Origin of the sequence: Candidatus Brevundimonas colombiensis (genome assembly GCA_029202665.1) — a bacterium.
GTDB lineage: Bacteria > Pseudomonadota > Alphaproteobacteria > Caulobacterales > Caulobacteraceae > Brevundimonas > Brevundimonas colombiensis.
Genome location: CP119326.1, coordinates 784,812 through 809,206, shown reverse-complemented (window position 1 = coordinate 809,206; position 24,395 = coordinate 784,812). Strand labels below are relative to the sequence as shown.

Below are 24,395 nucleotides of genomic sequence, written 5' to 3'. Positions count from 1 at the left end.
CGTTCGACCGCAACAGCGGAAGGAAGACCGAGATGACCAACCCCAATGCTCACGACATAAAGGTCCTGAACGGCCTGATCGAAACGACGCTGGATAGCGCCGACGGCTATCGCGAGGCCGCCGACCAGACCCATGACCCCCATTACCGCACCCTCTTCGAACGCCGGGCCGGCGAACGCCAGCAGGTGGTCGAAGACCTGTCCGCCGCCGTGCGCGGCCTTGGCGGCGATCCCGAACCGCACGGCTCCATCCTGGCCAAGGCGCATCGCGCGTTTCTGGACGTGAAACACGCCCTGCTTCGCAATGACGATTCCGTCGTCGGCTCTATCAACTCAGGCGAAGGTTTCGTCGCCGGCAAATATGAAAAGGCGCTGGAGGATACGGGCATCTCCGCCACCACGCGCGAGACGGTTCGGCGCGCCTATGCCGCCGTCAAGGTCGAGCACGACCAGATGGAGGCGTTGAAACACAGTCTGGAAGGACAGCGGGACGCCGACAATCCCCTGTTCCCGCAATAGGCCGCTGGGAAGCCTAAATTGAAAAAGGCCCCGGCGTCCGCCGGGGCCTTCCTCGTTTCAGTCGGAAGCCGGATTTTAGGCTTCTTCGCCAGCCTTGTCGGCCGAACCCGTTTCCGGGACCACGGCGCCCTTGGCCGGGCGGACCGTCTGGCGCTCGGCGATACGCGCCGACTTGCCGCGACGATCGCGCAGATAATAGAGCTTGGCGCGACGCACGACGCCGCGGCGCTTCACTTCGATCGACTCGATGTTCGGCGACAGGATGGGGAAGCGACGCTCGACGCCTTCGCCGAACGAGATCTTGCGGACGGTGAAGGTCTCGCTGATGCCGCCGCCGTCACGGGCGATGCAGACGCCTTCGAAGGCCTGAACGCGCTCGCGCTCGCCTTCCTTGATCTTCACGTTGACGCGCAGGGTGTCGCCCGGCTGGAATTCCGGAATCTTGCGCTCGCCCAGAACGCGGGCTTTTTCTTCGGCGTCCAGCTGTTGAACGATGTTCATGTCATTTCTCCTCGGGCTTTTCGCCCTTTAGCTGTCAGTTGGCGGGGCGGGCCCCGCAGATCCGCAAGGTTAAGCCTTGCGGTGGTGAGCGAGATGCGCCTGCCAGAGGTCCGGCCGCCGCTCCCGCGTCGTCGTCTCCCGCTGCGCCTCGCGCCATAAGGCGATCTTCTTGTGATCGCCCGACAGCAGCACCTCGGGTATCTCCAGCCCCTCGAACGTCCGCGGTCGCGTGTACTGCGGGTGTTCCAGAAGCCCATCCTCGAAGCTTTCGGACGACAGGCTGTCGCCTGAGCCGAGCACGCCGGGGATCAGTCTTACGCACGCCTCGATCGCGACCATCGCCGCCGCCTCGCCGCCTGCGAGAACCGCGTCTCCGACCGAGACCTCCTCGAACCCGCGTGCGTCGAGCACCCGCTGGTCCACCCCTTCGAAACGGCCGCACAGCACGACGATCCCGTCGGCCTTCGCCCATTCCTTGACGCGCGCCTGGGTCAGGGGCCTGCCCCTGGCGCTCATGTACAAAAGCGGCCGCCTTGGTCCCGGCAGGCTATCGACCGCCCGAGCCACCACGTCCGCCTTAAGCACAGCCCCCGGCCCGCCACCCGCAGGGGTGTCGTCCAGGAAGCCGCGCGTATCTGTGGAAAAGGCGCGAATGTCAACCGTTTCCAGGTTCCACAGCCCCTTCTCGCGCCAGGCCGTGCCGATCAGCGACACCCCCAGCGGACCCGGAAAGGCTTCGGGAAACATGGTCAGGACGGTTGCGGTGAAGGGCATGGCGGCGGCTCATACACATAAAGTCGGAAAAATCCGACTCCGACCTGGTCCCCACGGGTCGGGCCAGGGGCGGATGGCCGCTATCTGCGCCTGAAAGCCCCGTTCGAGCTGGACGGCGCGCGGCGCAACTGGACCGGGATATCCGGGTGTGGCGGCGCTCCCCTTCTCATCGCGGATGCCTCACAAAATATCTCTGGCCAGACGATGCAACCCGAAGCCGGGATCGGCGTTTGGACGGAGCTTGACCATATCAACCAAGGGGCTCCCCATCATGCGCAAGATCATCACCCTGTCCATCGTCGCCGCCGCCCTGGCCGTCTCGGCCTGCAACACCATCGCCGGCGCCGGTCGCGACGTCTCGGCCGCCGGTTCGGCCGTGACCCAAGGCGCCAATGACGCCAAACACTAAGGGTCGATCCATTCGATCCTGACGAGGGGCCCGTCGGCTGTCCGACGGGCCTTTCTCGTATCTGTCGCAAGACGGTGTTAGGCTGACTGACATAGATCAGGAGACCGGATTATGGGCTTTCTCGACAATGTGGTGAACGGCCTGGGTCAGGACGCCGCGGGCGGTCTGGGCGACCTGTTGAAGGGGCAAGGCGGCGTCGGCGGCCTGGCGGAGAAGTTCGGCCGGGCGGGCCTGGGCGACGTCGTCGGCTCCTGGGTCGGCACGGGCGCGAACGCCAGCGTCACCGCCGAACAGATCACCGCCGTCATCGGCCACGGTCCCATCGCCGACATCGCCGCCAAGATGGGCATCTCGCCCCAGCAGGCCGGCGAGACCCTGGCGGGTCTGCTGCCTGAAGCCATCGACCGCCTGACCCCCGGCGGTCAGATCGACGGCGCTGACGACCTTCTGGCCAAGCTGCCGGGCGGCCTCGGCGACATGATCGGCGGCTTTCTGAAGCGCTGAGGTTTCAGGACGGCTGGCCCTCGGTCGTCGCGACCGCTCGGTCAGCCTCGGTCTCGCGCCGCGCCTCCAGCGCCGTCTGTTTGCCGGCGACAATGAAGGCCAGGACGATTCCGAACAGGCCGATGACGAAGGAATAGAGGAAGAAGGCGATGTAGCCGGCGCCGAGTGCTGCCGGACTGACGCCGCTTGTCGCGGCGCCCGTGGCCAGCACGCCTTCGGGCATATTGGCGAACAGACGTCTGAGCGCTGCGAAGGGGCCGTCGCCTTCGGCCGCACGCGCCGACGCTTCCACGATCCGTCCCGACTGGGAGGCGATCAGTTTGCCGGGAAGAGCGTAGAGCGAGGTGAACAGCGCATACTGCGTCGCGGTGAAGCCGATGGACGTCAGGCTGGACATATAGGCGATCAGGGCGGTTCCCGCATAGCCGCCAGAGATGTTGTCGACGCCAATGGCGACCGTCAGCGCCGGCAGACTGTGTCCCTGTGTGGCCAGCCACGCGAAGATCAGATTGGACACCGGGCTCATGAAGGCGCCGATGACCATGGTGCGGATCAGCCCCAGCTTGGCGACCGACCAGCCGCCCAGGAAGACGCCCAGGGTCGTCATGATCACGCCGAAGACTTTGCGCACCTCGGCCAGCTCGGTCTTTGAGAAGCCCAGGTCGATATAGAAGGGCGGCATGATGTTCAGGACGAAATCGGACAGGCGATAGACGCAGATCAGGGCCAGGATCAGCGTCGCGACGCCGGAAAACCGCCGATAGAAATCCACCAGCGGCTCGCCGAAGGATCCGGCCAAATAGGCCCCTGGCCTCGTCCTGACTCCGGGTACCGGCCAGCAGGCGACGACCAGGACCGCCAGTCCCAACACCACCAGGCCGAACTGCAGATAGACGCCCTGGGGCTTGGCCGACAGCGCCGCCGCCACGGCCGCCTTGCCCTCTGCGCCCAGACCGACCAGGCCGAACAAGGCGTTCAGCGGCGCCGACTGGCCGGTCAGGCCCGACCCCAGCACCGTCGCCGCCACGCCGATGACCGCCAGGCGCACGATCCATTCGATCACCTCCAGCCCGGGCCGCGACCGCACGTCGCCAACCGGGATGGCGCGGATGGAATGGGCCTTCTCGCGCGGGGCGAACAGGACGCCGGCGATGCCGAAGCCCATCAGGGCGGCCATGACGGCGTAGGACAGGTTCCAGTTATAGAGATCGGCCAGAACCAGCGGTACGGCGCCCGCCACGATCATGGCGACGCGGTAACCCATCTGATAGGCGGCGGCCATCGCGCCATGTCGGCTATTGTCGGCTGCCTCGATCCGCCAGGCGTCGATGACGATGTCCTGCGTCGCCCCAAAGAAGCCGACCAAGGCGGCGAACCCGGCCACCGCGATCAGGGCGTTGGCGGGGTTCAGCGTCGAGATCGACCAGAGGCCGAATACGATCACCGCCTGCGTCACCAGCATCCAGGCCCGCCGATGGCCCAGCAATCGCGTCAGTCCGGGCACGGACGTTCGGTCGATCAGCGGCGCCCAGACGAACTTCAGCGAATAGGACAGGGTGGCCAGGGCGAAGAAGCCGATCACCTCCAGCGTCTGTCCGCTCTCGCGCAGCCAGGCCGAAAGCGTGTCGAATATCAACAGGTTGGGCAGACCCGCCGAAAAGCCCAGCAGCAGCATGATGAAGACGCGGCGTTCGCCATAGACGGCCAGGCCGCCGAAACGTCCGGCGGGCTTGCCGTTCGCGGCGCGGTTAGTCTGATCTGTCATGGGCGGCTCCGGCGGCGGCCGGAACGCGGCGCCTGATTCAGCCGACCTTGGCGCGGATGTCGCGCTTCGTCCAGCGGGCCAGGGCGGCGCGCAGGGCCTCGGCGTCCAGCGGCTTGACGATATGGTCGTCCATGCCGGCGTCCAGACACAGGCGACGGTCCTCGGCGAAGGCGTTGGCGGTCAGGGCCAGGATGGGCGTCCGGTCGCCCGTCGCGCGGATGGCGCGGGCGGCGGCGGGGCCGTCCATCCCGGGCATCCGCATGTCCATGAACACCAAGTCATAGCGGGTGCGATTGACGGCGGCGACGGCCTCGTCTCCGGTCGCGGCCGTCTCGACCACGCACCCTTCGCGGCGCAGCAGGGTGCGGGCGAGCAGGGCGCCGACCGGATTGTCTTCGGCCAACAGCACGCGGACCCCGGCGAATCGCGCCGGGACGACGCGGTCGTCGTCGACCGGCTTCGACCGGCCTGGATCCTGAGGCGCATCGCCCGCCGCGGCCAGGACGCGTTCGATCAGAGAGGTCCGGCGCAGCGGCTTGATCAGATAGGCGTGGGCCCCGGCCGCCCGGTAGGCGGCGATCAAGTCGCGCTCTGCGGGTTTCAGCATGACGATGACGTGGGCGCCTTGGGGCAGCGGCAGGGTTTCGCCCGGTTTCTTCGGGGCGTGGTCGAACAGGATCACCGGCGCATCGTCGCGAACCGCGCCGCCGGACGCCTCGATCTGGGCCTGAGCCGCCGAACGAACGGAAGAATTGGGCGAGCGGACGGCGACCGCGCGCCCCTGCAATGGACGGTCGCGGGCGGAGCCCACGGCCTCGAAAGCGGCCTCGAAGCGGAAACGAGACCCGCCGGACGCGGCGTCCGGGCGATCCTCGACGGCGACCGCGCCGCCCATGGCCAAGGCCAGTTTGCGCACGACCGCCAGCCCCAGGCCGGCGCCATCGTGACGCACGGCGTCGGAGGCGTCGGCGTGGCCGAATTCTTCGAAGATGCGGGCGCGCGCCGTCGGCGGCACGCCGGGGCCCGTGTCGTCCACCAGAAAGGCCAGGCGTGGCCGGACCTCGTCGCCGCCGATCCGCTCGACCGTGATGCGGACGTCGCCCGTCTCGGTGAACTTGACCGCATTGCCCGCCAGGTTGAACAGCACCTGGCGCAACCGCCCCTCGTCGGCCAGGATGTCGGGCGCATCGGCGGCGACGGACCAGACGATTTCCAGCCCCTTGTCATGCGCGCGCGGGCTGAGCAGTTCGGCGACGCCCCGAACCAATCCCTCCAGATCGACGGGGGCCGGATCGAACTCCAGCGCCCCGGCCTCAAGCCGGGCGTAATCCAGAAGGTCGTTGACCAGGCCCAGCAGGTGTTCGGCCGACTGGCGGGCGTTTTCGGCGTAGGCGCGCTGGGCGCCGTCCAGGGTCGTGCGCTCCAGCAGGCCGATCATGCCCAGCACGCCGTTCAGCGGCGTGCGCATCTCATGGCTCATCAATCGCAGGAACTGCTGCGCCGGCGCGTTCGGGGTCGTCGCCTCCTCGGTCTTGTCGGTCGTCCCGCGTCGCGCCATCGCCGTCTCCATCGCCGACGACGATAAACGCCCGGGGGTTAAGGATCCGTCCCGTGGTCGGCGCCAAGATCGATCAGTCGTGAGTGAAGACCGCCTGGTCGATCCCGCGTTCGCGCAGGCCGAACGTCGCATCGCCGCGGGCTGCGACGCGACGGCCAAAGTCAGCTTCGGCGCCCACGGTGTTGCGGCGATAGATCAGGGCTTCGGCGATGTGGCGGCGCAGCACGCCCCCAGCCCCTTCCAGATCGGCGATGGTGCGCGCCAGCCGCAGGGTGCGGGTCCAGCCGCGCGCCGTCAGGCCGCCCGCTTCGCCGGCCCGCATCAGCAGCATCCGACCCGCCTCGTCCGGCGTGGCGAAGCGATCCAGCGTATCGCCCGATGCGCGGGCGTTCAGACCCTGGGATGGATCCAGACCGGCGGCGCGCGCCCGGTCTTCCTGCATGGCGCGGGCGACAGCGACGCGGGCGCGCGCCTCGGCCGTGCCTTCGGCGGGAGGCGGCAGGGCCATGTCGGCGGCGGTGACCGGCGGGGTCTCAACCGTCAGGTCGATCCGGTCGAACATGGGGCCGGAGATGCGGTTCTGATAGTCGCGCTGGCAACGCGGGGCCTTGCCGCAAGCCCCGCGCCCTGCGCCGCCCAGGCCGCAACGGCACGGGTTCATGGCCGCCACCAGCTGGAACCGTGCGGGATAGCGGATATGGGCGTTGGCCCGCGCCACGACGATCTCGCCCGTCTCCAGCGGCTGGCGCAGCGAATCCAGCGCCTGGGCCGAATATTCCGGCAGCTCGTCGAGGAACAGCACGCCGTTGTGCGCCAGCGACGCCTCGCCCGGCTTGGCCCGCAGGCCGCCGCCGGTCAGGGCGGCCATGGAGGCGGAATGGTGCGGACTGCGGAACGGCCGATCGCGGGTCAGGGCGCCCCGCTCGATCAGACCGGCGACCGACCAGATCATGGAGGTCTCCAGCAGTTCCTGCGAGGTCAGTGGGGGCAATAGGCCCGGCAGGCGTTGGGCCATCATGGACTTGCCTGATCCGGGCGGACCCATGAACAGCAGGTTGTGACCGCCCGCCGCCGCAATCTCCAGCGCGCGTTTGGCGCTTTCCTGGCCCTTGACCTCGCGAAGGTCCGGCACGGCCCGTCCGGCCGCCAGAGGGCCGGGCTCGGGCGCGCGCAACACCTGGGTTCCCTTGAAATGGTTGACCAAGCCGATCAGGGATCGAGGCGCCAGGATGCGCGCCCCGCCGGCCCAGGCGGCTTCCGGCCCTGTCGCCTCGGGACAGATCAGGCCCAGACCCATGGCGTCGGCGGCTACGGCGGCGGGCAGGGCGCCGCCGACCCGCGCGATCTGGCCATCCAGTCCCAGCTCGCCGATCGCCGCCCAGCCGTCCAGGGCGTCGGGCGCGATCACCCCCATGGCCGCCATCAGGGCCAGGGCGATGGGCAGGTCGAAATGGCTGCCCTCCTTGGGCAGGTCGGCGGGCGCCAGATTGGCGATGATCCGCTTGGCGGGCAGGGCCAGGCCGATGCCGGCGAAGGCGCCGCGCACCCGCTCCTTGCTTTCGGCCACGGCCTTGTCGGGCAGGCCCACGATATTGAAGATGGTCGGCCCGTCGGCGCCGATCAGCTGGACCTCGACGTCGACGCGCCGGGCCTCCACCCCGTCGAAGGCAACCGTGACGACGCGTGCGACCATGCTCGTTCCCCCATTAAGTGCGGAGAACGAAACATGAACTGAAATCTAATTCAAGTGGTGTTCACACAACCTGTGCGGCGTGCTTCTTCTCGATCACGTCCCACATCAGGGCCGTGGCGTCGATGCCGGTGAAGGTTTTCAGCTGCTGGGCGCCGGTGGGGGAGGTGACGTTGATCTCGGTCAGATAGTCGCCGATCACATCGATGCCGACGAAGATCAGGCCGCGTTCCTTCAGGGTCGGGCCGATCGCCTTGCAGATTTCCAGGTCGCGCGGCGTCAGTTCGACCGGCATGGCCGTGCCGCCGACGTGCAGGTTGGAGCGCACGGCCCCCGCTGCAGGCACGCGGTTGATGGCGCCGACCGGCTCGCCGTCGATCAGCAGGATGCGCTTGTCACCCTTGGTCACGGCGGGGATGAATTTCTGGATCACCAGCGGATCGCGGCTGCCGGCGGCGTGGATCTCGATCAGAGCGTCCAGATTGGGGTCGTCGGCGCGCAGCTTGACCACGCCCGAGCCGCCGTTGCCGTGCAGCGGCTTCAGCACCACCTCGCCATGCTTCTTGTGAAAGGCGGTCAGGGCGACGGGGTCGGCCGAAATCAGCGTCGGCGGCTGCAGGCCGGGGAAGGCCGTGACCAGCAGTTTTTCGGGCGCCGAGCGCACCTGGGCCGGGTCATTGACCACCAGCGTCCGGGGATGGACCGTCTCCAACAGATAGGTGGCGGTGACATAGGCCATGTCGAACGGCGGGTCCTGACGCATCAGGATGACGTCGATGTCCTGGGCCAGGTCCAGCGTCGTCCAGTCGCCGAAATCGACGTGGTTTCCGGCCTCGCGCCGCACGGTGATCGGGCGGGCGCGACAGTACAGACGGCCGTCTTCCAGCGCCAGGGTGCGGAAGTCATAGACCCATTGCTGATGCCCGCGCGCCTGGGCCGTCTCTGCCATCAGGAAACTGGTGTCCGAGGCGATGTCGACGGCCTCGATCGGGTCCATCTGGAGGGCGACTCTAAGCATCGGCGAGGCTTTCTTGCATTGACGGGCACGAATGGAATGGGGACGGCGAAGCTCTACTGCAACTCCACCCGCTCATCCCCGCGAAAGCGTGGACCCCGTTCTGTCGCTTGGCCGTGCGTTGGATCGAGAGTGAACGGGGAGTGGATACGCTGCTCGCCCAAAGCCCTGGGTCCCCGCTTTCGCGGGGATGAGCGGAGTGAGATATCTAGTCGATCTGACGCGCTTCTTCCGCCAGCATGATCGGCACGCCCTCGCGGATCGGATAGGCCAGCTTGGCGCCCGCCGAGATCAGTTCGTTGGCGTCGCGGTCATAGGTCAGCTTGCCCCGCGTGACCGGGCAGACCAGCACTTCGAGCAGGCGCGGATCGACCGAGACAGGCGTATTGAAGGCGTCACTCATGGCGTTTTCCTGAAAGCGTGGCCGCTTTATTGCATGGACGGCGGGGCGTCGTCACCGCCGTCTGCGGCGTCGATGCGGAGCAGCGCGGTCAGGGCCTCGGCCCGGGGCATCAGGGCCACGGCCTCCAGCAGCGCCTGTTTCTCGGCCGGTTCGAACGGCAGGGCCATCGACAGACTGTTGACCAGGGCCTCCATCGGCGCGGTCTCGGCCGTCTCCCAATCGATGTCCAGCAGACGGTGGGCCATATAGGCGCGCAGGGCGTCCAGGAAGGCGTGGCGGTCGAAATCCGGTTCTTCGGGCGGCGAGGTCAGATCGGCCTCATAGGCGTCGAACGCGGCGCGCACCTGGCGATAGGGCGCCTTGGACGGCAGTTCGGCGGCGATGCGGAACCGCGACACCCCGGTCAAAGTGATCAGATACCGCCCGTCGGACGTCTCGGCGAAGCTGGTGATCCGTCCGGCGCACCCGACCGCCGACAGGCTGGGCAGGGCCGGCGTGCCGCCGTTGGGCTGGACCAGGCCGATGATCCGATCCCCCGCCATCGCGTCGTCCACCATGTTCAGATAGCGCGGCTCGAAGATGTTCAGCGGCAGTTGTCCGCGCGGCAGCAGGATGGTTCCACCCAGCGGAAAGACCGGGATCACCTGCGGCAGATCGAGCGCGCGAACATAGCCCTGGGGCATCATTTCTCCTGAGGCCTACGCGCTTCGCGCGACTTGAGGCCCGCTTGTTCCAACTACGAAAACAGGATGGACGACAGGCGGCGCCTGCCGTCTTTTGACACGTCGGAGGTCAGGCCCGCCGCCTCGAAGATGACCAGCAGCTGTTTGCGCGCCGCCTGCTCGTTCCACTCGCGGTCGGCCTTGACGATGGCCAGCAGATTATCGACCGCGCCCTGGAAATCGCCGGCCGCGCTCTGCGCCTCGGCCAGATCGAAGCGCGCCTGATGGTCGTCGGGATGGGCCGCCACCTTGGCCTCCAGTTCGGCGGTCGCGCCGGAGGGGGCCTTGGACGCCAGGGCCAGCTGGGCGCGCACGCTCTGCACCGCCGGCTCCTTGGAATCCTGCGGGGCCATGGCGATGGTCTGGGCCGCCTGTTCGGGGTCGCCGCCCGCCAGATAGACCCGCGCCATACCGGCGATGGCCTTTTCGTTCTCCGGCTCGATCGACAGGACGTGGGCGAAGGCCTGGGCCGCGCCGCCGAAATCGTTCAGGTCCAACGATTCCTCGCCCAGCTCCAGCAGTTGCGCGGTTTCGGTCGACCCGCCCTGACCGCCGGTCAGCTTGTCGATGAAGGCCTTGATCTGGCTGTCGGGGATGGCGCCCTGGAAGCCGTCCACCGGCTGGCCGTTGACGAAGGCATAGACCGTGGGGATCGACTGCACCCGAAGTTGCCCCGCATAGGCCGGGTTGGCGTCCACATCGATCTTGACCATCTTCACCGCCCCCTTGGCGGCGCGCACGGCCTTCTCCAGCGCCGGGCCCAGCGTCCGGCACGGCCCGCACCAGGTGGCCCAGAAGTCGACGATGACCGGCTGATGCTTTGACGCCTCGATCACATCGGTCATGAAGGAGGCGTCTGTGCCCTCCTTGATCAGGTCGCCGGCGGCGTCGGGGGTCAGGGTCGGGTCGAGCAGGGTCATGGGCGAGGTCCGCGCAGAGATCGGTCAGGTTCAACGGTTCAGATGGCGTCGGGATGCCCCGGCATCAAGCGGCGATATGGTCGCGCCGGGATTTCAGACGGTGGTCGCGAAAAACACCGTCTGAATCGTCTGAATAGTGCGAAATCCCCCCACCGCTCGTCCGATGCATCGACCTTCGGTTACGAGATGGGGCGGCGGCGCTGATCGTCAAGCGGACGTTGGGTGCTTCTGACAAGGGGGGGAAGCAGACCTATCTATTTGTCCCAGACAACCGGTCCCCATGCCTGCTCGGTCCAATCCTTGGCGGCATCGACGTTGAGAAATGGCCCGGTCCCTGAGACGTAATAGTAGAACCCATCTGGCCCCGGCGCTGCTGGAAGTTCACCTTCTTCAAGCAACCCATCCGCTTGATAGGTCGCCCATTTCAAATCGTAGTTTCGAGCGATCACGAAGGTGCGTTTGGCGATGGCTCCAGCATAAAGCCAAGTGCCGCTTGCGACGACGATGCCTTCGAGATCATCCAGTGCCATGGACTGGACATTGCGATGCGAGATCAATGTCCGCAACGGGTCGATTTGCGAAGTTGGCTGACCACCCAGTAGCGGACATGGAGAAAACGGACCTTAAGGAACTTCGAGGTTTTGCTCGGTTCCCGGCGGATGCTCTGTCAGCGCCAAGCTCCAGCCACTTTCATTCCGGGTAAGCTCGATGTGGAAGGTGAGCCCCTCTCCACCGCTAGTCATATACCAACAGTGGATGCGGTCGGCTTCGACAGCAAGGAACTGCATAAGTTCATGTCGACATAGGAGCCGATGCGTTCGTGAATTGCTTCGGCGATGTCGAGCGCGCCGACGCGTGATGATGCTTTCATCGCAGTGAAATCACATGCCCGTCAAAGGGCCGCAACGGGTCGAACCAAGTCTTGAGCTTCCCGGCTCAAGGTTGACATCGCAAGTGCAGGTGCGGCGGCGCCAACAGCGCTTTCGATCAGTCCAATGCCCCAAAATCCACCACCACCGGCTCTAGCTCCAGCAGCATCAGCACCCGCCGGAACGCCGTCTGATCCAGCGCCGTCGTCGCCGTATTGGTCAGGGGGTGGAAGTTGACGATGTCGGCGTCCCACAGGCGCCGGTCCAGCACGAAGGTCACGCGGCGGTCGATATCGTTGATCAGGCCCAGGGCCGTGACCGAGCCGGGGCGGACGCCCAGCGTTTCCCACAGCAAGGTCTCGTTTGCGAACGACAGGCGGCCCGAGCCCATGGCGCCCGCCGCCCGCTTCAGGTCGATCACCGTGTCCTGGCGGGCCGAGATCAGCCACAGCCGGCCTTTATGGTCCTTGAGGAACAGGTTCTTGGTGTGGGCGCCGGGCAGGTCGGCCTTGAGGTCCAGCCCCTCCTCGACGCGGAAGACGGCCGGGTGGTCGTGGGTCGTATGGGCCACGCCCTTGTCGGCCAGCCAGGCGGTCAGGCGGTCCCTGTTGTAGGCGGGGACGAAGGCAGGTTCGGTCGTCATGGTTGAGCCATTGGATTTCGGGCGTTAGGACAGGTCCATGGTCGATACCGTGCAGACGCGCCCGCTGGAACTGGAATGCTATCCGATGACGGCCCGGCCGCCGGATATGATCCCCGGCCGCCAGTCGCGCAACTGGATGGACGCCTTCATCAGCCGTCACCCCTATCGCTGCCTGCCGCTGAACATGGCCAACACCACGGGGTGGGAAATCCTGTGCCCCTTCGGCTTTTCGGCCGAGTGGAATGGCGGTCCGCGTCAGGAAGACATCGTCATCACGCCGGATCGGCCCCAGCACGACCTGGACCATTTCGTCACCTCGCACTTCTCGCGCGGGGTCCTGACCATGCATCCCCAGTATCTGTTCCGCACGCCGCCGGGCTGGGGGATGATGTGTTCGGGATCGCCCAACCATGTGAAGGACGGCATCCAGCCGCTGGTCGGCCTGATCGAGACCGACTGGCTGCCCTTCCCCTTCACGATGAACTGGATCTTCACCCGGCCCGGCCGGATCACCTTCGAGAAGGGCGAACCCTTCTGCTTCATCAATCTGATCGAGCACAAGAAGGTCGAACAGTTCCAGCCGATCATCCGCACCCTGGAATCCAACCCGGTGATGAAGGGCCAGTTCGAGGCCTGGAACCGCGCCCGCACGGACTTCAACCAGCGTCTGGCCGGCGGCGATCCCGACGCGGCCAAGGAGGCGTGGCAGCGGTATTATTTCAAGGGCGAGGTGCCGGAAAACCTGGGCGCCGCGCCTGCGACCCATTCCAACAAGCGCCGGCTGAAATCGCCGCGCGTGGGATAGACAAAAGCCCTCTCCCATCGGGAGAGGGCTTGAGCCTGCCGCAGCGAAAGCCGTCGGTTACGACGTCGGGCGCGTGACCTGCGGGCCCAGGTTCTGGATCACCTCGCGCGCGTCGAAGGCGTTGGGGTCGTTGGCGGGCTTGGCGCCCCGGCCCATGATGATCTCGGCGTTGGCCTCGAACCGATCGACCTGGCGGACGTCGAAGTCATTGGCGCCCCAGCCCCAACGGTCCCACGGGCTCCAGAAACCGCCGCGATAGTAACGCCACGACGGACCCCAATAGGGGCCATAGAAGCTGTTGTAGCGCGAGTAGAAGGGATCAGGCGTGCCGACGAAGCGGGTGTCGCGGTCGGTGGCTCGGTTGACGGTGGCGAACCAGTCATAGCCGCTTTCGGCCGTCAGTTCCGCCGAGCGCAGCAACAGGCCCATCTCGACCTGATCGCGCGAGGTGACGGAATTGCCCGAGAAGCTGACGCGGAAACGGTTGTTCTCCAGCCGCTGTTCGGCATAGCCGCCGCGCTGGCCGTTCAGTCCGGCGGGCTGGTACGGCGTGGCGGTGGCGCAGGCGGCGAGAGCCAGCCCCGCAGCCACCGTCATCGCCAGGGTCTTTAAGGGTAGGGCTTTCATGAAATCAAACTCCTTGATCGCCCATTCGGGCGCGCTGACGGCTGAACGGAGCATGAACGGCGGCGTTCCCGATGCAATCTAGGACGAAGCGTCGCCGCGTCTAGAGCCTTGCGACGATCAGCACCGCCGCCGTCATCAGAAGCACGCCGACAAAGACGCCGAACCCCTTTCGAAAGCGGGGCTGCTGCATCCGTCGCGACAGGGCCGCGCCGGACAGGGCGTAGGCGCTCATCGACATCATATCCATGCCGATGGCGGCGACGGCGAACAGCGCCATCTGCGGCGCGACCGGCCGGCTGACGTCCACGAAGGGCGGAAGGACGGCGGTGAAGAACAGGATGGCCTTGGGGTTGGCGATCTGCACCGCAAAGCCGTCGACCAGGGCGCTGCGTCCCCGGCGAACCACGACATGGTCGGGCTGGGCGGCGGTGGCGAAGGCGCCGCGCAACGCCTTGATCCCCAGCCAGGCGACGTAGAGGGCGCCCAGGACGGCCACGACCTTGAAGGCGGCGGGAAAGGCCTTGACCAGGGCGCCGAGACCCAGCGCCGCCGCGCCGAACCACACCAGGGTCGCCGCATTCATGCCCAGCACGCCGACCAGGGCCGAGGCGCGGCCCTTCTCCACCCCGGTCGCCACGGCGAACAGATTGGCGGGGCCGGGGGTGACGGCCATCACCGCCATGACGCCCAGGAAGGTCGAATAGAGGTGCGGATCGACGGGCAAGGCGGACATGCGACGCGATGTCGCCGGTCCGCCGATTGCGGTCAAGCCTTGCGCGTCAGGTCTGGCGGGGGCTTCAGGTCTGGCGGGTCAGACGCGCGGACGCCGGGGTGTTTCGGGCGGCGCGGCTGGTTCAGGCGCTTCGGGCGCTTCCAGGGCTTCGGGCGCCTCGACCGCGGGACCGACGGCGTCAGCGGCCTGGTCCAGCGCATACTGGGCGATCAGACCATAGGTGACCATCTGCTCGGGATCGGGATTGGCCCAGGCGCCGTTCTGCGCGATGCCGGTTCCGACGACGGAGCCGTAGTGGGCGCCGTCTTCGATGGCCTGTTTGACCTCGGGGTCGTTCATGGCGTTCGCCACCAGGGCGTCGACGTCGATGTTCTTCAGCGCCTCGGCCGCCATTTCGCCGGCATGCTTGGCCGTCTCGGTGGTGAAGGCGGCCACGTCGGGGGCGTACTCGCTCCACAGGGCGGCGATCCGGCTGCCGCGCTCCGCCTCGCTGAGACGGGGGTCTTCGGACAGGGCCTCGGCGCGTTTGCCGAAATCCTCCATCCGGGCTTCGAAGGCGCTGGAGGCGGCTTCCAGCCGGGCCTCGGCGGGCGTGGGCGACGTGTCCTGCGCCAGGGCGGCGGCGGGCGACGCAAGGGCCAATACGGCCAGAGGCAGGGCGGCTCCGAGGCCTAGAAGACGGATCATGGGACACCTCCCTTGGAATGACCCGCGCAAACTCTTCTCTCGGCCGCCCCGCCTCAAGTGAAATCGCGGTAAGGCGCGGTGCCTTACTGCGAACGGGCCGGAGCGGGGGCTGCGGCGGCCTCTTCCGCCTTGGACCGCACCATGGCCGGGATGGATTTGATCTGGGTCGCGGCGGCGGCCATCTGATCGGCCGGGGCGCCCTGAGCGACCGCAAAGGTCTCAAGCTCGCTGGCGAAGGTGTCGGCCTGACCCTGATAGCGGGCCTGCAGGGCGTCCAGATCAGTCTTGGCCTTGGCCTTGTCGGTCTGGGCGGCGGCGGCCTGCATTTCGGAGGCCATGGTCTCCATTCCGGTCTGGAAGGCTTCGGCCTTGGCTTCGAACGCCTTTTCCTCGGGGGTTTCGGCGCCGGATTGGTCCTGAGGCTGGGCTTGAGCCGCCGGCGCCTGGGTCGCGGAGGGCTGGGACGCCGGGGTCTGGGCCGCCGGGGTCTGGGCCGCGGCCAGGGTGGGTCCGCTCAGGACCAGGGCCGCCGCGACGGCGGTGCAGGACAGAAGACGCATGCAAATACTCCGGATGTGGCCGCTTTGGACCGCAGGCGGCCTGACGTCAGGCCCGATAGGGTTCACCGTGAACCAGATGATGCAGGCGGCCTGACGTCAGGCCCGATAGGGTTCACCGTGAACCAGATGATTCAGATTTCAAACACCCGATAGGGCGTATCGCCCAGGGTTTTCAGCACCGGCAGGGCGACATTATAGACCGGAACACCACGGTTGGTGCGGCCCTCTGGCCCGCCGCGATGGGCATGGCCGTGCACCACCAGACGGACGTTGTCATAGCGGTCGATGGTCTCGGCCAGACGCGACGATCCGAGGAAGGCGTGAATCTCGGGCGGCTCGCCGGTCACGGTCTCGACCACCGGCGCATAGTGCAAAACGACGACCGAGCGTTCGGTGCGCAGCTTGCGGATCGAGTTTTCGATCAGATTGGCGTCCTCGACCGCCTCCTGCACGAACTGCTTGATCGAGGCCTCGCCGAACGCGCTGAGCATATAGCGACCGAAGCCGCCGACGAAGCCCTTGCCGCCGGCGAAGCCCACGCCGTCGATCTCATAGGCTTCGCCGTTCAGCATCCTGACCCCCGCGTCGGTCAGCATCCTCTCGACCTCTTGCGGCTGGCCGCATTCGTGCTCGTGATTGCCCAGAACGCCGACAATGGGAATGGTGCAGAGCTTCAGGTCGTCAAGCAGCCGCTCCACCTCGGGCGTCTTGCCGTAGTTGGTCAGGTCGCCGCACAGGCACAGGACGTCGGCGTCGTCCGACACCCGTTCGAACAGGTCGCGGTAAGGACGTTCGCTGGTCTCGCCCACGTGCAGGTCTCCGACGGCGGCGACGCGCATCTTCCGGGCGGGACCGGGCTCCAGCCCGGGCTGGGGCGTCTGGGGGGCGATGGCGTCCGTCATGCGGCGACCTCCTTTGCTCTGATCCTCAATGACCCAGGTTGACGGGGTCGTGGCGTTCCTCCAGCCCCTTGCCGACCACGTCGCCAAAACCCCATTCGGCGACGTCGGCGACATAGTCGCGCGGGCTGAACAGCCGTCCGCGACACACCTTCACGCGCGGCGCCGGCAGGTCGACCTGGGCCGTCAGGCGCGCAACCAGCTCCTCCATCAGCCAGCGCGGAATCCGGTCGCGCTCGGTCGGATAGGCGAAGCGGAAGTTCAGCAGATGCGCCGCCAGCACCTCCCAATACAGGTCCATCTGGTCCAGCAGGCTCTTCCAGTCGATGGCGTCCGACTGTTTCAGGATGACGTGGTTCACGTCCGCCCCGTCGTAGCGATAGCGGTCCTGGATGAAGACCTTGGACAGGATTAAGGCCGTGGGCGGGGTGATCTGGACCTGATGGCCATAGACGGTGATCCGGTCCTCGCCGAACCAGCTGTCGGATACGGCGATCGTGCCGTTGGACATGGCGAAGATGACGTCGAAGAAATGGGTCTCGTCCTTCCAGACCTTGGCGATCCACCGCTCGTCCTCGACGTCGGTGCGATAGCCGTGCTTCTGGAAGAAGGCCAGAATGCGGGGGTAGTCGCCCGGCTTGCAGAAGACATCCAGGTCCTTGGTCGGGCGACGGATGCCCGTATAGGCCGTGACCGCATAGGTGCCCGACAGCAGGAAGGGAATGCCGCTTTCCTTCAGCAGGCGAAGGCTTTCCTCGTAAAAGGCCAGGGCGTCGGCAGGCGGTTCGAACGTCGGTTCGGCGATCACGTCGGACATCGTCTGCGCCCTCCCTGGCGAGGGCATGGAAACGACGACGCCCCGGCCCGGTTCCGGGAAAATACCTAGGGCGACGACACCGGGATCATTAAGACCTTCGTGTGATGGTGCCGCGATGACCGTGTCGGCGCTCGCTGCGAAGCCCATACCCTGGCGGTTGTTCCGCCACGAGGCCGGTCGCGCGGCCGGCCCGCCCGCTTGGGCGTATCTCGCGCTGTTCGTCGTCTGTCAGCTGGCCGGCCTGTGGATGTCGCGCACCTTTTCGGTGACGATCCTGTGGCCCGCCAACGCCGTGCTTCTGGCGGCCGTGCTGCAACTGCACCGCGCCCAGGCGGCGCGGGTGCTGGCGGCGGCGCTGGCGATCAATCTGGCCGGCAATGCGGTGCGCGGGGATCCCGGGCTGTTCCTGTGGGGCAACGCCCTGTTCAATCTGATTCAGGTTCTGGTCGCCGCCGTCCTGGTGCGCCGGTTCTGCGGCGCGGCCCTGGACATGCGTCGACCGCGTCGGCTGCTGCGGTTCGCCCTCGCCCTGATCCCGGCGGTGGCGCTCAGCACGGGGTTGGCGGCCCTGCTGGTTCTGGCGACGGGGCGGCTGCCGCTGGGCGGCCTGGCCTTCCGTCTGCGCTATCTGTTCGAGATGGAGACGCTGGCCCTGCTGATCGTGGCGCCGTCGCTGTTGCTGATGGCGCGCCAGCATCGGTTCCGGGCCGACAGTCTGGCGCGCTGGCCCGAGATCGTCCTGCTGGCTGGCCTGGTCATCGCCCTGACGGCGGGGGTATTCGGCCAGAGCCAGGCGCCCGTGCTGTTCCTGGTGTTTCCGCCCCTTATCCTTCTGGCCTTCCGCCTATCCCCGCCGTGGACCGCGACGGCGGTCATGGTCATCGCCGTGGCGGGCGGCGCCGCGACCTTGCTGGGACATGGGCCGATCGTGCTGACGCGGCTGGCGGGGGCAGACGCCCTGGCCGACGTGCCTCTGGTCATGCGGCAGATGGGGGTTTTCCATCTGTTCCTGCTGGCGGTGCTGGGCACGGCCCTGCCCATCACCACCCTGTCCAGCGAGCGTCGCCGTCTGGTCGAGCGCCTGAAGACCCGCACCCAGGCCGCCCTGGCCGCACGTCAGCGGGCCGAGGCGGATCGCGCCGTCAAGGGCCGGTTCCTGGCGATGATGAGCCATGAGATGCGCACGCCCCTGACCGGCGTCACCGGCTATGCCGACCTGCTGTCGCGCAATCCGCATCTCGACGCCGAGGGGCGGCGTCAGGTCGACGCCATCCGCAACTGCGGCGAGGCCATGTTGCGTCTGGTCGAGGATCTGCTGGAGGTGGCGCGTGGCGGCGCCGAGGTCTCCCCCAAAGTCAGCGATCTGCGCGAGGTCCTGGACGAGGCGGTCGCGCCGGCGCGGGAATGGGCCAGGGTCAAGGGTCTGACGTTCGATCTGGTCGTCTCGCCCGAAGCCGACGGCCGCATTCTGATCGACGCCCGGCGGCTGCGTCAGACCCTGCACCATCTGGCGCAGAACGCGGTCAAGTTCACCGCGCGCGGTCGGGTCGGACTGGCGGTGGAGCGGGCCGGCGAACACCTGATCTTCCGGCTATCGGACACCGGCTGCGGGATGGACGAGGCGACGCGGGCCGGCGTGTTCCGCCTGTTCGAACAAGGGGACGCCACCACCAGCCGCGCGCACGAAGGAGCCGGGGTGGGCCTGGCTCTGGCCAAGACCCATATCGGCTGTCTGGGCGGGACGGTGACGGTCGAAAGCGCCCTGTGGCAGGGTACGACGATCACCCTGTCCGTGCCGGCGCCTGCGGTCGCTCCGGCCGAGGACGAAGCGCCGGAGCCGCTGCACAGCCGGCGCACCCGAATTCTGATCGTCGACGATCATCCGGCCAATCGCGACCTGCTGCGGATCATGCTTCACGCGGCCGATTGCGAGACCGCCGAGGCCAGCGACGGCGAACAGGCCTTGGCGATCCTGAAGGATCAGACGTTCGACCTGGTCCTGATGGACGTTCGGATGCCGGTGATGGACGGTCTGGCCGCCACCCGCGCGCTTCGCGCCCTGGACGCCCCCGCCCGCGACCTGCCCGTCCTGGCGGTCACCGCCGAAGCCATGCCGGAGGATGCGGCCCGGTGTCTGGCCGCCGGCATGGACGGCCACCTGGCCAAGCCCGTCACCCAGGCCAAGCTGTACGCCGCCATCGAGACGGTGTTCGATACGGTCGCGCGACGCCAGGCCGAAGCGGCGAACCCTGCTGCCTGATCGGGCCGCCTGGCCGGACCACCTGAATTCCGTCCCCAATCTCCTCCCCAGGAATCTCGCGCCAAATCCACTAGATGTAGCGGTTGGGACATTTTGGACCGCAAAATAGAGCGATTTTGGCTTGGCGCCGGGGGCGAGGAGTCGCATGGTGAATGCGTCTTTGGAATCGCTCTCAGGTCCAGTTCGATGAACGCCATCACCCCGATCATCCTCCCGGAACGCGCCGGTCTTCTGACCCCGTCCGTCGCCTACAAGCCGTTCCGCTATCCGTGGGCGTTCGACATGTGGAAGAAGCAGCAGCAGGTCCACTGGATGCCCGAAGAGGTGCCGCTGGGCGAGGACGTCAAGGACTGGGCCTCGACCCTGAACGACGGCGAACGCAACCTGCTGACCCAGATCTTCCGCTTCTTCACCCAGGCGGACATCGAGGTTCAGGACAATTACATGGAGCGCTACGGCCGGGTGTTCAAACCGACCGAGGTGAAGATGATGCTGGCCGCCTTTGGCAATATGGAGACCATCCATATCGCGGCCTACGCCCTGCTGCTGGAAACCATCGGCATGCCCGAGAGCGAGTTCGGCGCCTTCATGGAATACGAGGCCATGCGGGACAAGCACGACTACATGGGTCAGTTCGGGGTCGACACCGACGCCGATATCGCTCGCACCCTGGCCATGTTCGGCGGGTTTTCCGAAGGCGTTCAGCTGTTCGCGTCGTTCGCCATGCTGATGAACTTCCCCCGGCAGAACAAGATGAAGGGCATGGGCCAGATCGTGTCCTGGTCGGTGCGCGACGAAAGCCTGCACTGCGAAGGCATCATCAAACTGTATCACGCCTTCAACAAGGAGACGGGCGCCGTCACCAAGAGCGTTGCCGACGACATCGTCGACTGCTGCAAAACGGTGGTGAACATGGAGGACAAGTTCATCGACCTGGCCTTCGAGATGGGCTCGGTCCAGGGCATGACGCCGGACGACATCAAGCAATACATCCGCTTCATCGCCGACTGGCGCCTGCGCCAGCTGAAGCTGCCGGAAGTGTACGGCGTGACGGAAAACCCGCTGCCGTGGCTGCAGTCGCTGCTGTCGGGCGTCGAACACGCCAACTTCTTCGAGGCCCGCGCCACCGAATATTCCAAGGCGGCGACGCAAGGGAACTGGCATGGCGCGGACGGCGTCTGGACCGAGTTCGACCGCATGATGGCCCGGCGCGACATGAGCCTGGTGGCGGGCTGATCGCCCAGGTTCCATCAACCGCCTGACGCGACGGATTCAGCGCGCCGGTCCGACCGGCGCGCCGCAGGCCGTGCGGACGCCTGACTGGCACAGGCGAACCTGTTCGCGCCATGAGGCGTAGTCGCGATCGTACTGGTCCTGAGCGGCGCGGGTCGCCTCGGCGGCGGCGCGGGCCTGTTCCTCGCCCTGGCGAACGGCGATCTCATGCCGGGCCAGTGCGGCGTCATAGTCCAGGCGGGCGTCGGCGTCGGCCTTGTCGGCCAGGGCGTTTCTAGCCGTGATTTCGTCGTTCAGGGCGCGGGTGGCGCGCAACTCCTCCTCTGTCTGCTTATTGTCGCCGGCGCGGTGATAGGCCTCGCCCCGCGCCTTCAGCAGGGCCTCGCGATCCGCTGGGTCGGGCAGGGCGCGCTGGTCGCGATAGGCCCCCGGACCCGTATAGGGCTGCGCCTGGCTCGCGTTGTGGGGCATATTTTGCGCGACCGCCGGCGCCGCCGCGACAGCAAGGGCCAGAACCAGAACCAGAACCGGAAGCGAGGGGCGAAGGGTCATCGATCTTCATCCTTGATGAGAGAACCGTTTGGAAGGCCAGCTTGGCCATATCCTGTCTGGTGGAACAACGCCGCACGCACGAAAAGGTGGCGCGCGGTTCAGCTTCGCGGCATGGTTGGTTCGGACCCTCCTCGACCTTCGATCAGAGACGAAACATGATCCTCAGCACCTCGTCCGGCGACTTCCCCATTCCCGCCGAAGTCGCGCGCCAACTGCCCAATGTGCCGGCCCTGCCGGATTCATCGGCCGCCGACGCCCGGTTGCAGATCGAGGATTTCCGTCACTGGCTTGACGCCTCGCCGGAACACGCCATCGACTACGAACGGTTGCGGCGCTGGCACCTGGTGCAGGACGAGCTGGCCGCCCAGGCCAAGGCCGAGAACCGCGCCTTCGTGGTGTCCGACGACGGATTGGAATAGCCGCCTCAGGACGGCAGGCGCAGCTCGAAGACGGCGCCGGCGCCGTCCGCCTGAACCAGTCGCAGGTCGCCGCCGTGCAGCGCCGCCAGTTCGCGCGAGATGGTCAGACCCAGGCCCGTGCCGTCTGAGCTCTTGGAGCTGACGAAGGGTTCGAACAGGCGTTCGGCCAGGCGCGGAGGAATGCCCGGCCCGTCGTCGGCGATGCGGATCACGCAGAAGCTGTCGTCGCCGAAGGCGCTGACGGTGATGGCGCCCCGGCCGCGTCGCTCGGGCGGGCGACCCGGATCGGCCTCGATGGCCTGACGCGCATTGCGCATCAGATTGACCAGGATGCGATAAAGCTGGTCGGGGTCCGCCTCGACCGCGAACCGGGCCGGCAGCTGTTTGATCAGACGCACGCCGTCGGGGTCCAGCCCGGCGTCCTCGGCCGCCAGCGTCAGGGCCTTGGTCAGGACGACGCGGGTCTTCTGCGGCGCCGGCTCCTCGCTCTTGCCGTATTCAAGCACGTTGCGCGACAGGCTGGCGGCGCGGCTCAGGGCCCGCTCCAGTCGCGGCAGGGCCTTGGCGACCTGGGGATCGGCCGAGGACGCCAGCCGGTCGGACGCCATCTGGGCCGAGGTCAGCATGTTGCGCAGGTCGTGATTGATCTTGGCCACCGCCTCGCCCAGCGCCACCAGACGTGCGCGCGAACGCAGGGACTGGCGCACCTCTTCCTGCATCCGGCTCAGTTCCCGCTCGACCCGGCCGATCTCGTCGTGCCGGTCCGAGGGCGTCTCGGCCTCGCTTTCGGGATCGGCGGCGAACCGCTCCATCGAGCGGGTCACGCGCCGCAGCGGGCGCAGCACCAGAAGCGCCAGCCCGCCGTACAGCAACGCCCCGGCCGTCACCGAGATCAGCAGGGAGACCAGAAGACTGTTCAGCAGAAAGGCCTTCAGCTCCAGCTTCAGCGGCTGGGCCGGGGTGACGATCTCGATGAAGTCGCCCGAGCGATAGCGCGGCTTGGCCTGGACCCGCAGCGAGCGGTCGGGGTGCCCGAACAGAGTGCGCCACGGGTCGGTCAGCCGCGCCCAGCTGTCCTGCTGGCGCAGGTCGATCAGTTCGGGCGCGCGGGGCAGGTTGGGGGCCTGCAGCAGCAGGCGCCGCACGCCCTGTTCGGTCAGGGCCACGGCCTGGACCCCGCCGATCCGCATCAGCTCGGCCGCCGTGTCGTCCTCGACCGCGCTATAGGGCAGGGCCTCGACCCCGACCGAGGCCAGTTCGGCGGCCTGCAGCCGGTCGCGCAGCCAGCGTTCGTGGAAGGCCGCCAGGTTCGGACCCATGATCAGGGCCTCCACCGCCAGGGTGAAGGCGACCGTCAGAAGCAGCAGCCGCGCCGACAGCCCGTCCGGCGCGCGCGGGGTCAGCCGCTCGCGCCAGGTCGCCGCCTGTTCGGGCGACAGGTTCAGCCGCGCGGCGATCCGGTCGAACAGGGCGCTCATGCCGGCGTCTCCGCGATCCGCCGTGCACGGATCATCTGGAAAAGCTTGATGCCGATGGGCAGCAGCAGCGACAGGAAGACCACCCCCATCAGCGGCCAGAAGAACTGATGCAGCAACAACGGCAGGTCCGGCCGCACCCCGGCCCGCAACAGATCGCCCAGCTGCGATCCGATCCAGGTGTAGATGAAGGTGGACGGCAACAGGCCGATGAAGGTGGCGACGACGTAGGGTCTCAGCGGCACCGCCATCATCCCCGCCGTGGCGTTGACCAGGACGAAGGGGACGCTGGGGATCACGCGCAGGGTGAACAGGGTGGTGAAGGCGTTGCGGTCGATCCCCTTGGCCAGACGATCCATGAACCCGGCGTCGGCCTCGAATTTGGCGCGCAGCCATGAACCGATCGAGGTGCGATAGACATAATAGATGACGACCGAGCCGATGGTGGCCCCCGTCGACTGGGCCAGGGCGCCGACATAGGGGCCGAACATCATCCCTCCCAGCAGGGTCAGGAAGACCGGCCCCGGAATGGTCGAGGCGGTGGCGAGGGCATAGACAGCGACGAAGGCCGCCAGCGCGATCCACCAGTGATCCCGGGCGTAGGCCTGAAGGTTCAGCCCGTGCTCGCGGATCAGATCCATCGACAGATAGCGGTTCCAGCCCAGGGCGAAGAAGGCGACCACCAGGCCGGCGATGGCCACGAGCGGCGCCAGCCGCAGGGCCCACTCCTTCGCCGTTCGTTTCGCCATAGGTCCGTCATTCCCGAATTGCCGACCGAGCGTTGACTCGCGCGATCATGCGACTTATACGCCCGCCCTTCCTGCGGCGGACGCCTCTTGCCCCGTCGCCCAACCTTTTAACGTCAGGAGCCGACCGTGAAGCGGACCTATCAGCCGTCGCGACTCGTGCGCAAGCGCCGTCACGGCTTCCGCAGCCGGATGGCCACCAAGAACGGCCAGAAGATCGTTGCGCGCCGTCGCGCCAAGGGCCGCAAGCGCCTGACGGCGTAAGCGGCTTATCGCGTCCCGGTCTTTCGG

28 protein-coding genes are annotated in these 24,395 nt (G+C 67.2%); 8 read left to right on the top strand and 20 right to left on the bottom strand.

Annotated features, from left to right (window positions below; all coding sequences use genetic code 11):
• Positions 1-32 precede the first annotated feature (32 nt).
• Positions 33-518, top strand: coding sequence for a PA2169 family four-helix-bundle protein (locus tag P0Y50_03760; protein WEK40738.1), 486 nt, complete (start codon positions 33-35; stop codon positions 516-518).
• A gap of 75 nt (positions 519-593) precedes the next feature.
• On the opposite strand, the gene rplS is transcribed toward P0Y50_03760, so the two are convergent.
• Positions 594-1,019 (bottom strand): 50S ribosomal protein L19, encoded by a 426-nt coding sequence (gene rplS / locus P0Y50_03755; protein ID WEK40737.1) that lies wholly within the window; start codon positions 1,017-1,019, stop codon positions 594-596.
• Between the two features lie 69 nt (positions 1,020-1,088).
• Positions 1,089-1,793 (bottom strand): tRNA (guanosine(37)-N1)-methyltransferase TrmD, encoded by a 705-nt coding sequence (gene trmD / locus P0Y50_03750; protein ID WEK40736.1) that lies wholly within the window; start codon positions 1,791-1,793, stop codon positions 1,089-1,091.
• 271 nt (positions 1,794-2,064) lie between these two features.
• Here trmD and P0Y50_03745 point away from each other — a divergent pair, with 271 nt between their 5' ends.
• Together P0Y50_03745 and P0Y50_03740 are read left to right on the top strand one after the other, a co-directional pair.
• Positions 2,065-2,202 (top strand): entericidin A/B family lipoprotein, encoded by a 138-nt coding sequence (locus P0Y50_03745; GenBank protein WEK40735.1) that lies wholly within the window; start codon positions 2,065-2,067, stop codon positions 2,200-2,202.
• Positions 2,203-2,313: 111 nt separating this feature from the next.
• Entirely contained in the window at positions 2,314-2,706 is a 393-nt protein-coding gene (locus tag P0Y50_03740) for a YidB family protein (protein WEK40734.1), read from the top strand.
• A 4-nt stretch (positions 2,707-2,710) separates the two neighbouring features.
• Here P0Y50_03740 and P0Y50_03735 read toward each other — a convergent pair whose 3' ends face one another.
• The 9 genes from P0Y50_03735 to P0Y50_03695 form a co-directional block, all read right to left on the bottom strand.
• On the bottom strand, positions 2,711-4,471 hold the full coding sequence (locus P0Y50_03735; GenBank protein ID WEK40733.1) for an MFS transporter: 1,761 nt from the start codon (positions 4,469-4,471) through the stop codon (positions 2,711-2,713).
• Positions 4,472-4,508: 37 nt separating this feature from the next.
• Positions 4,509-6,029, bottom strand: coding sequence for a response regulator (locus tag P0Y50_03730; protein ID WEK40732.1), 1,521 nt, complete (start codon positions 6,027-6,029; stop codon positions 4,509-4,511).
• Positions 6,030-6,102: 73 nt separating this feature from the next.
• Positions 6,103-7,722, bottom strand: a complete 1,620-nt coding sequence (locus tag P0Y50_03725) for a YifB family Mg chelatase-like AAA ATPase (protein WEK40731.1) — start codon at positions 7,720-7,722, stop codon at positions 6,103-6,105.
• 61 nt (positions 7,723-7,783) lie between these two features.
• Positions 7,784-8,737: a glutathione synthase gene (gene gshB / locus P0Y50_03720; GenBank protein ID WEK40730.1), complete on the bottom strand. Its 954-nt coding sequence runs from the start codon at positions 8,735-8,737 to the stop codon at positions 7,784-7,786.
• Positions 8,738-8,942: 205 nt separating this feature from the next.
• On the bottom strand, positions 8,943-9,137 hold the full coding sequence (locus P0Y50_03715) for a Trm112 family protein (GenBank protein ID WEK40729.1): 195 nt from the start codon (positions 9,135-9,137) through the stop codon (positions 8,943-8,945).
• 26 nt (positions 9,138-9,163) lie between these two features.
• Complete coding sequence (locus tag P0Y50_03710; protein ID WEK40728.1) at positions 9,164-9,823, bottom strand: LON peptidase substrate-binding domain-containing protein; 660 nt, start codon at positions 9,821-9,823, stop codon at positions 9,164-9,166.
• Positions 9,824-9,873: 50 nt separating this feature from the next.
• Positions 9,874-10,779 carry a thioredoxin gene (gene trxA / locus P0Y50_03705; protein ID WEK40727.1) on the bottom strand — a complete coding sequence of 302 codons (906 nt, stop codon included), beginning with the start codon at positions 10,777-10,779 and terminating at the stop codon, positions 9,874-9,876.
• 254 nt (positions 10,780-11,033) lie between these two features.
• Positions 11,034-11,309 carry a hypothetical protein gene (locus P0Y50_03700; GenBank protein WEK40726.1) on the bottom strand — a complete coding sequence of 92 codons (276 nt, stop codon included), beginning with the start codon at positions 11,307-11,309 and terminating at the stop codon, positions 11,034-11,036.
• 457 nt (positions 11,310-11,766) lie between these two features.
• Positions 11,767-12,291 carry a prolyl-tRNA synthetase associated domain-containing protein gene (locus P0Y50_03695; protein ID WEK40725.1) on the bottom strand — a complete coding sequence of 175 codons (525 nt, stop codon included), beginning with the start codon at positions 12,289-12,291 and terminating at the stop codon, positions 11,767-11,769.
• A gap of 37 nt (positions 12,292-12,328) precedes the next feature.
• Here P0Y50_03695 and P0Y50_03690 point away from each other — a divergent pair, with 37 nt between their 5' ends.
• Positions 12,329-13,096, top strand: a complete 768-nt coding sequence (locus P0Y50_03690; protein WEK40724.1) for a DUF6065 family protein — start codon at positions 12,329-12,331, stop codon at positions 13,094-13,096.
• 57 nt (positions 13,097-13,153) lie between these two features.
• Here P0Y50_03690 and P0Y50_03685 read toward each other — a convergent pair whose 3' ends face one another.
• The 6 genes from P0Y50_03685 to P0Y50_03660 all read right to left on the bottom strand — a co-directional run bounded on the left by P0Y50_03685 (position 13,154) and on the right by P0Y50_03660 (position 17,419).
• Entirely contained in the window at positions 13,154-13,723 is a 570-nt protein-coding gene (locus P0Y50_03685) for a hypothetical protein (protein ID WEK40723.1), read from the bottom strand.
• Positions 13,724-13,823: 100 nt separating this feature from the next.
• Positions 13,824-14,456, bottom strand: a complete 633-nt coding sequence (locus tag P0Y50_03680) for a LysE family translocator (GenBank protein WEK40722.1) — start codon at positions 14,454-14,456, stop codon at positions 13,824-13,826.
• A gap of 78 nt (positions 14,457-14,534) precedes the next feature.
• Positions 14,535-15,143 (bottom strand): hypothetical protein, encoded by a 609-nt coding sequence (locus tag P0Y50_03675; protein WEK40721.1) that lies wholly within the window; start codon positions 15,141-15,143, stop codon positions 14,535-14,537.
• 83 nt (positions 15,144-15,226) lie between these two features.
• Positions 15,227-15,703 (bottom strand): hypothetical protein, encoded by a 477-nt coding sequence (locus tag P0Y50_03670; GenBank protein ID WEK40720.1) that lies wholly within the window; start codon positions 15,701-15,703, stop codon positions 15,227-15,229.
• A 131-nt stretch (positions 15,704-15,834) separates the two neighbouring features.
• Entirely contained in the window at positions 15,835-16,605 is a 771-nt protein-coding gene (locus tag P0Y50_03665) for a metallophosphoesterase (protein ID WEK40719.1), read from the bottom strand.
• A gap of 25 nt (positions 16,606-16,630) precedes the next feature.
• Positions 16,631-17,419, bottom strand: a complete 789-nt coding sequence (locus P0Y50_03660) for a hypothetical protein (protein ID WEK40718.1) — start codon at positions 17,417-17,419, stop codon at positions 16,631-16,633.
• A 115-nt stretch (positions 17,420-17,534) separates the two neighbouring features.
• Here P0Y50_03660 and P0Y50_03655 point away from each other — a divergent pair, with 115 nt between their 5' ends.
• Positions 17,535-19,679, top strand: a complete 2,145-nt coding sequence (locus P0Y50_03655; protein ID WEK40717.1) for a response regulator — start codon at positions 17,535-17,537, stop codon at positions 19,677-19,679.
• Positions 19,680-19,865: 186 nt separating this feature from the next.
• Positions 19,866-20,915, top strand: coding sequence for a ribonucleotide-diphosphate reductase subunit beta (locus P0Y50_03650; protein WEK40716.1), 1,050 nt, complete (start codon positions 19,866-19,868; stop codon positions 20,913-20,915).
• A gap of 36 nt (positions 20,916-20,951) precedes the next feature.
• Here P0Y50_03650 and P0Y50_03645 read toward each other — a convergent pair whose 3' ends face one another.
• Positions 20,952-21,464 carry a hypothetical protein gene (locus tag P0Y50_03645; GenBank protein ID WEK40715.1) on the bottom strand — a complete coding sequence of 171 codons (513 nt, stop codon included), beginning with the start codon at positions 21,462-21,464 and terminating at the stop codon, positions 20,952-20,954.
• A gap of 155 nt (positions 21,465-21,619) precedes the next feature.
• On the opposite strand from P0Y50_03645, the gene P0Y50_03640 reads away from it, so the two are divergent.
• Entirely contained in the window at positions 21,620-21,883 is a 264-nt protein-coding gene (locus tag P0Y50_03640; protein WEK40714.1) for a hypothetical protein, read from the top strand.
• Positions 21,884-21,888: 5 nt separating this feature from the next.
• Here the strand turns inward: P0Y50_03640 and P0Y50_03635 are convergent, their stop codons facing one another.
• A complete protein-coding gene (locus tag P0Y50_03635) occupies positions 21,889-23,361 on the bottom strand; it encodes a HAMP domain-containing sensor histidine kinase (GenBank protein ID WEK40713.1) in 1,473 nt (490 codons plus the stop codon).
• On the bottom strand, positions 23,358-24,107 hold the full coding sequence (locus P0Y50_03630; protein WEK40712.1) for a TVP38/TMEM64 family protein: 750 nt from the start codon (positions 24,105-24,107) through the stop codon (positions 23,358-23,360). Before P0Y50_03630 ends, P0Y50_03635 begins: the two co-directional genes overlap by 4 nt.
• Positions 24,108-24,233: 126 nt before the next feature.
• On the opposite strand from P0Y50_03630, the gene rpmH reads away from it, so the two are divergent.
• A complete protein-coding gene (gene rpmH, locus P0Y50_03625; GenBank protein WEK40711.1) occupies positions 24,234-24,368 on the top strand; it encodes a 50S ribosomal protein L34 in 135 nt (44 codons plus the stop codon).
• Positions 24,369-24,395: the final 27 nt, after the last annotated feature.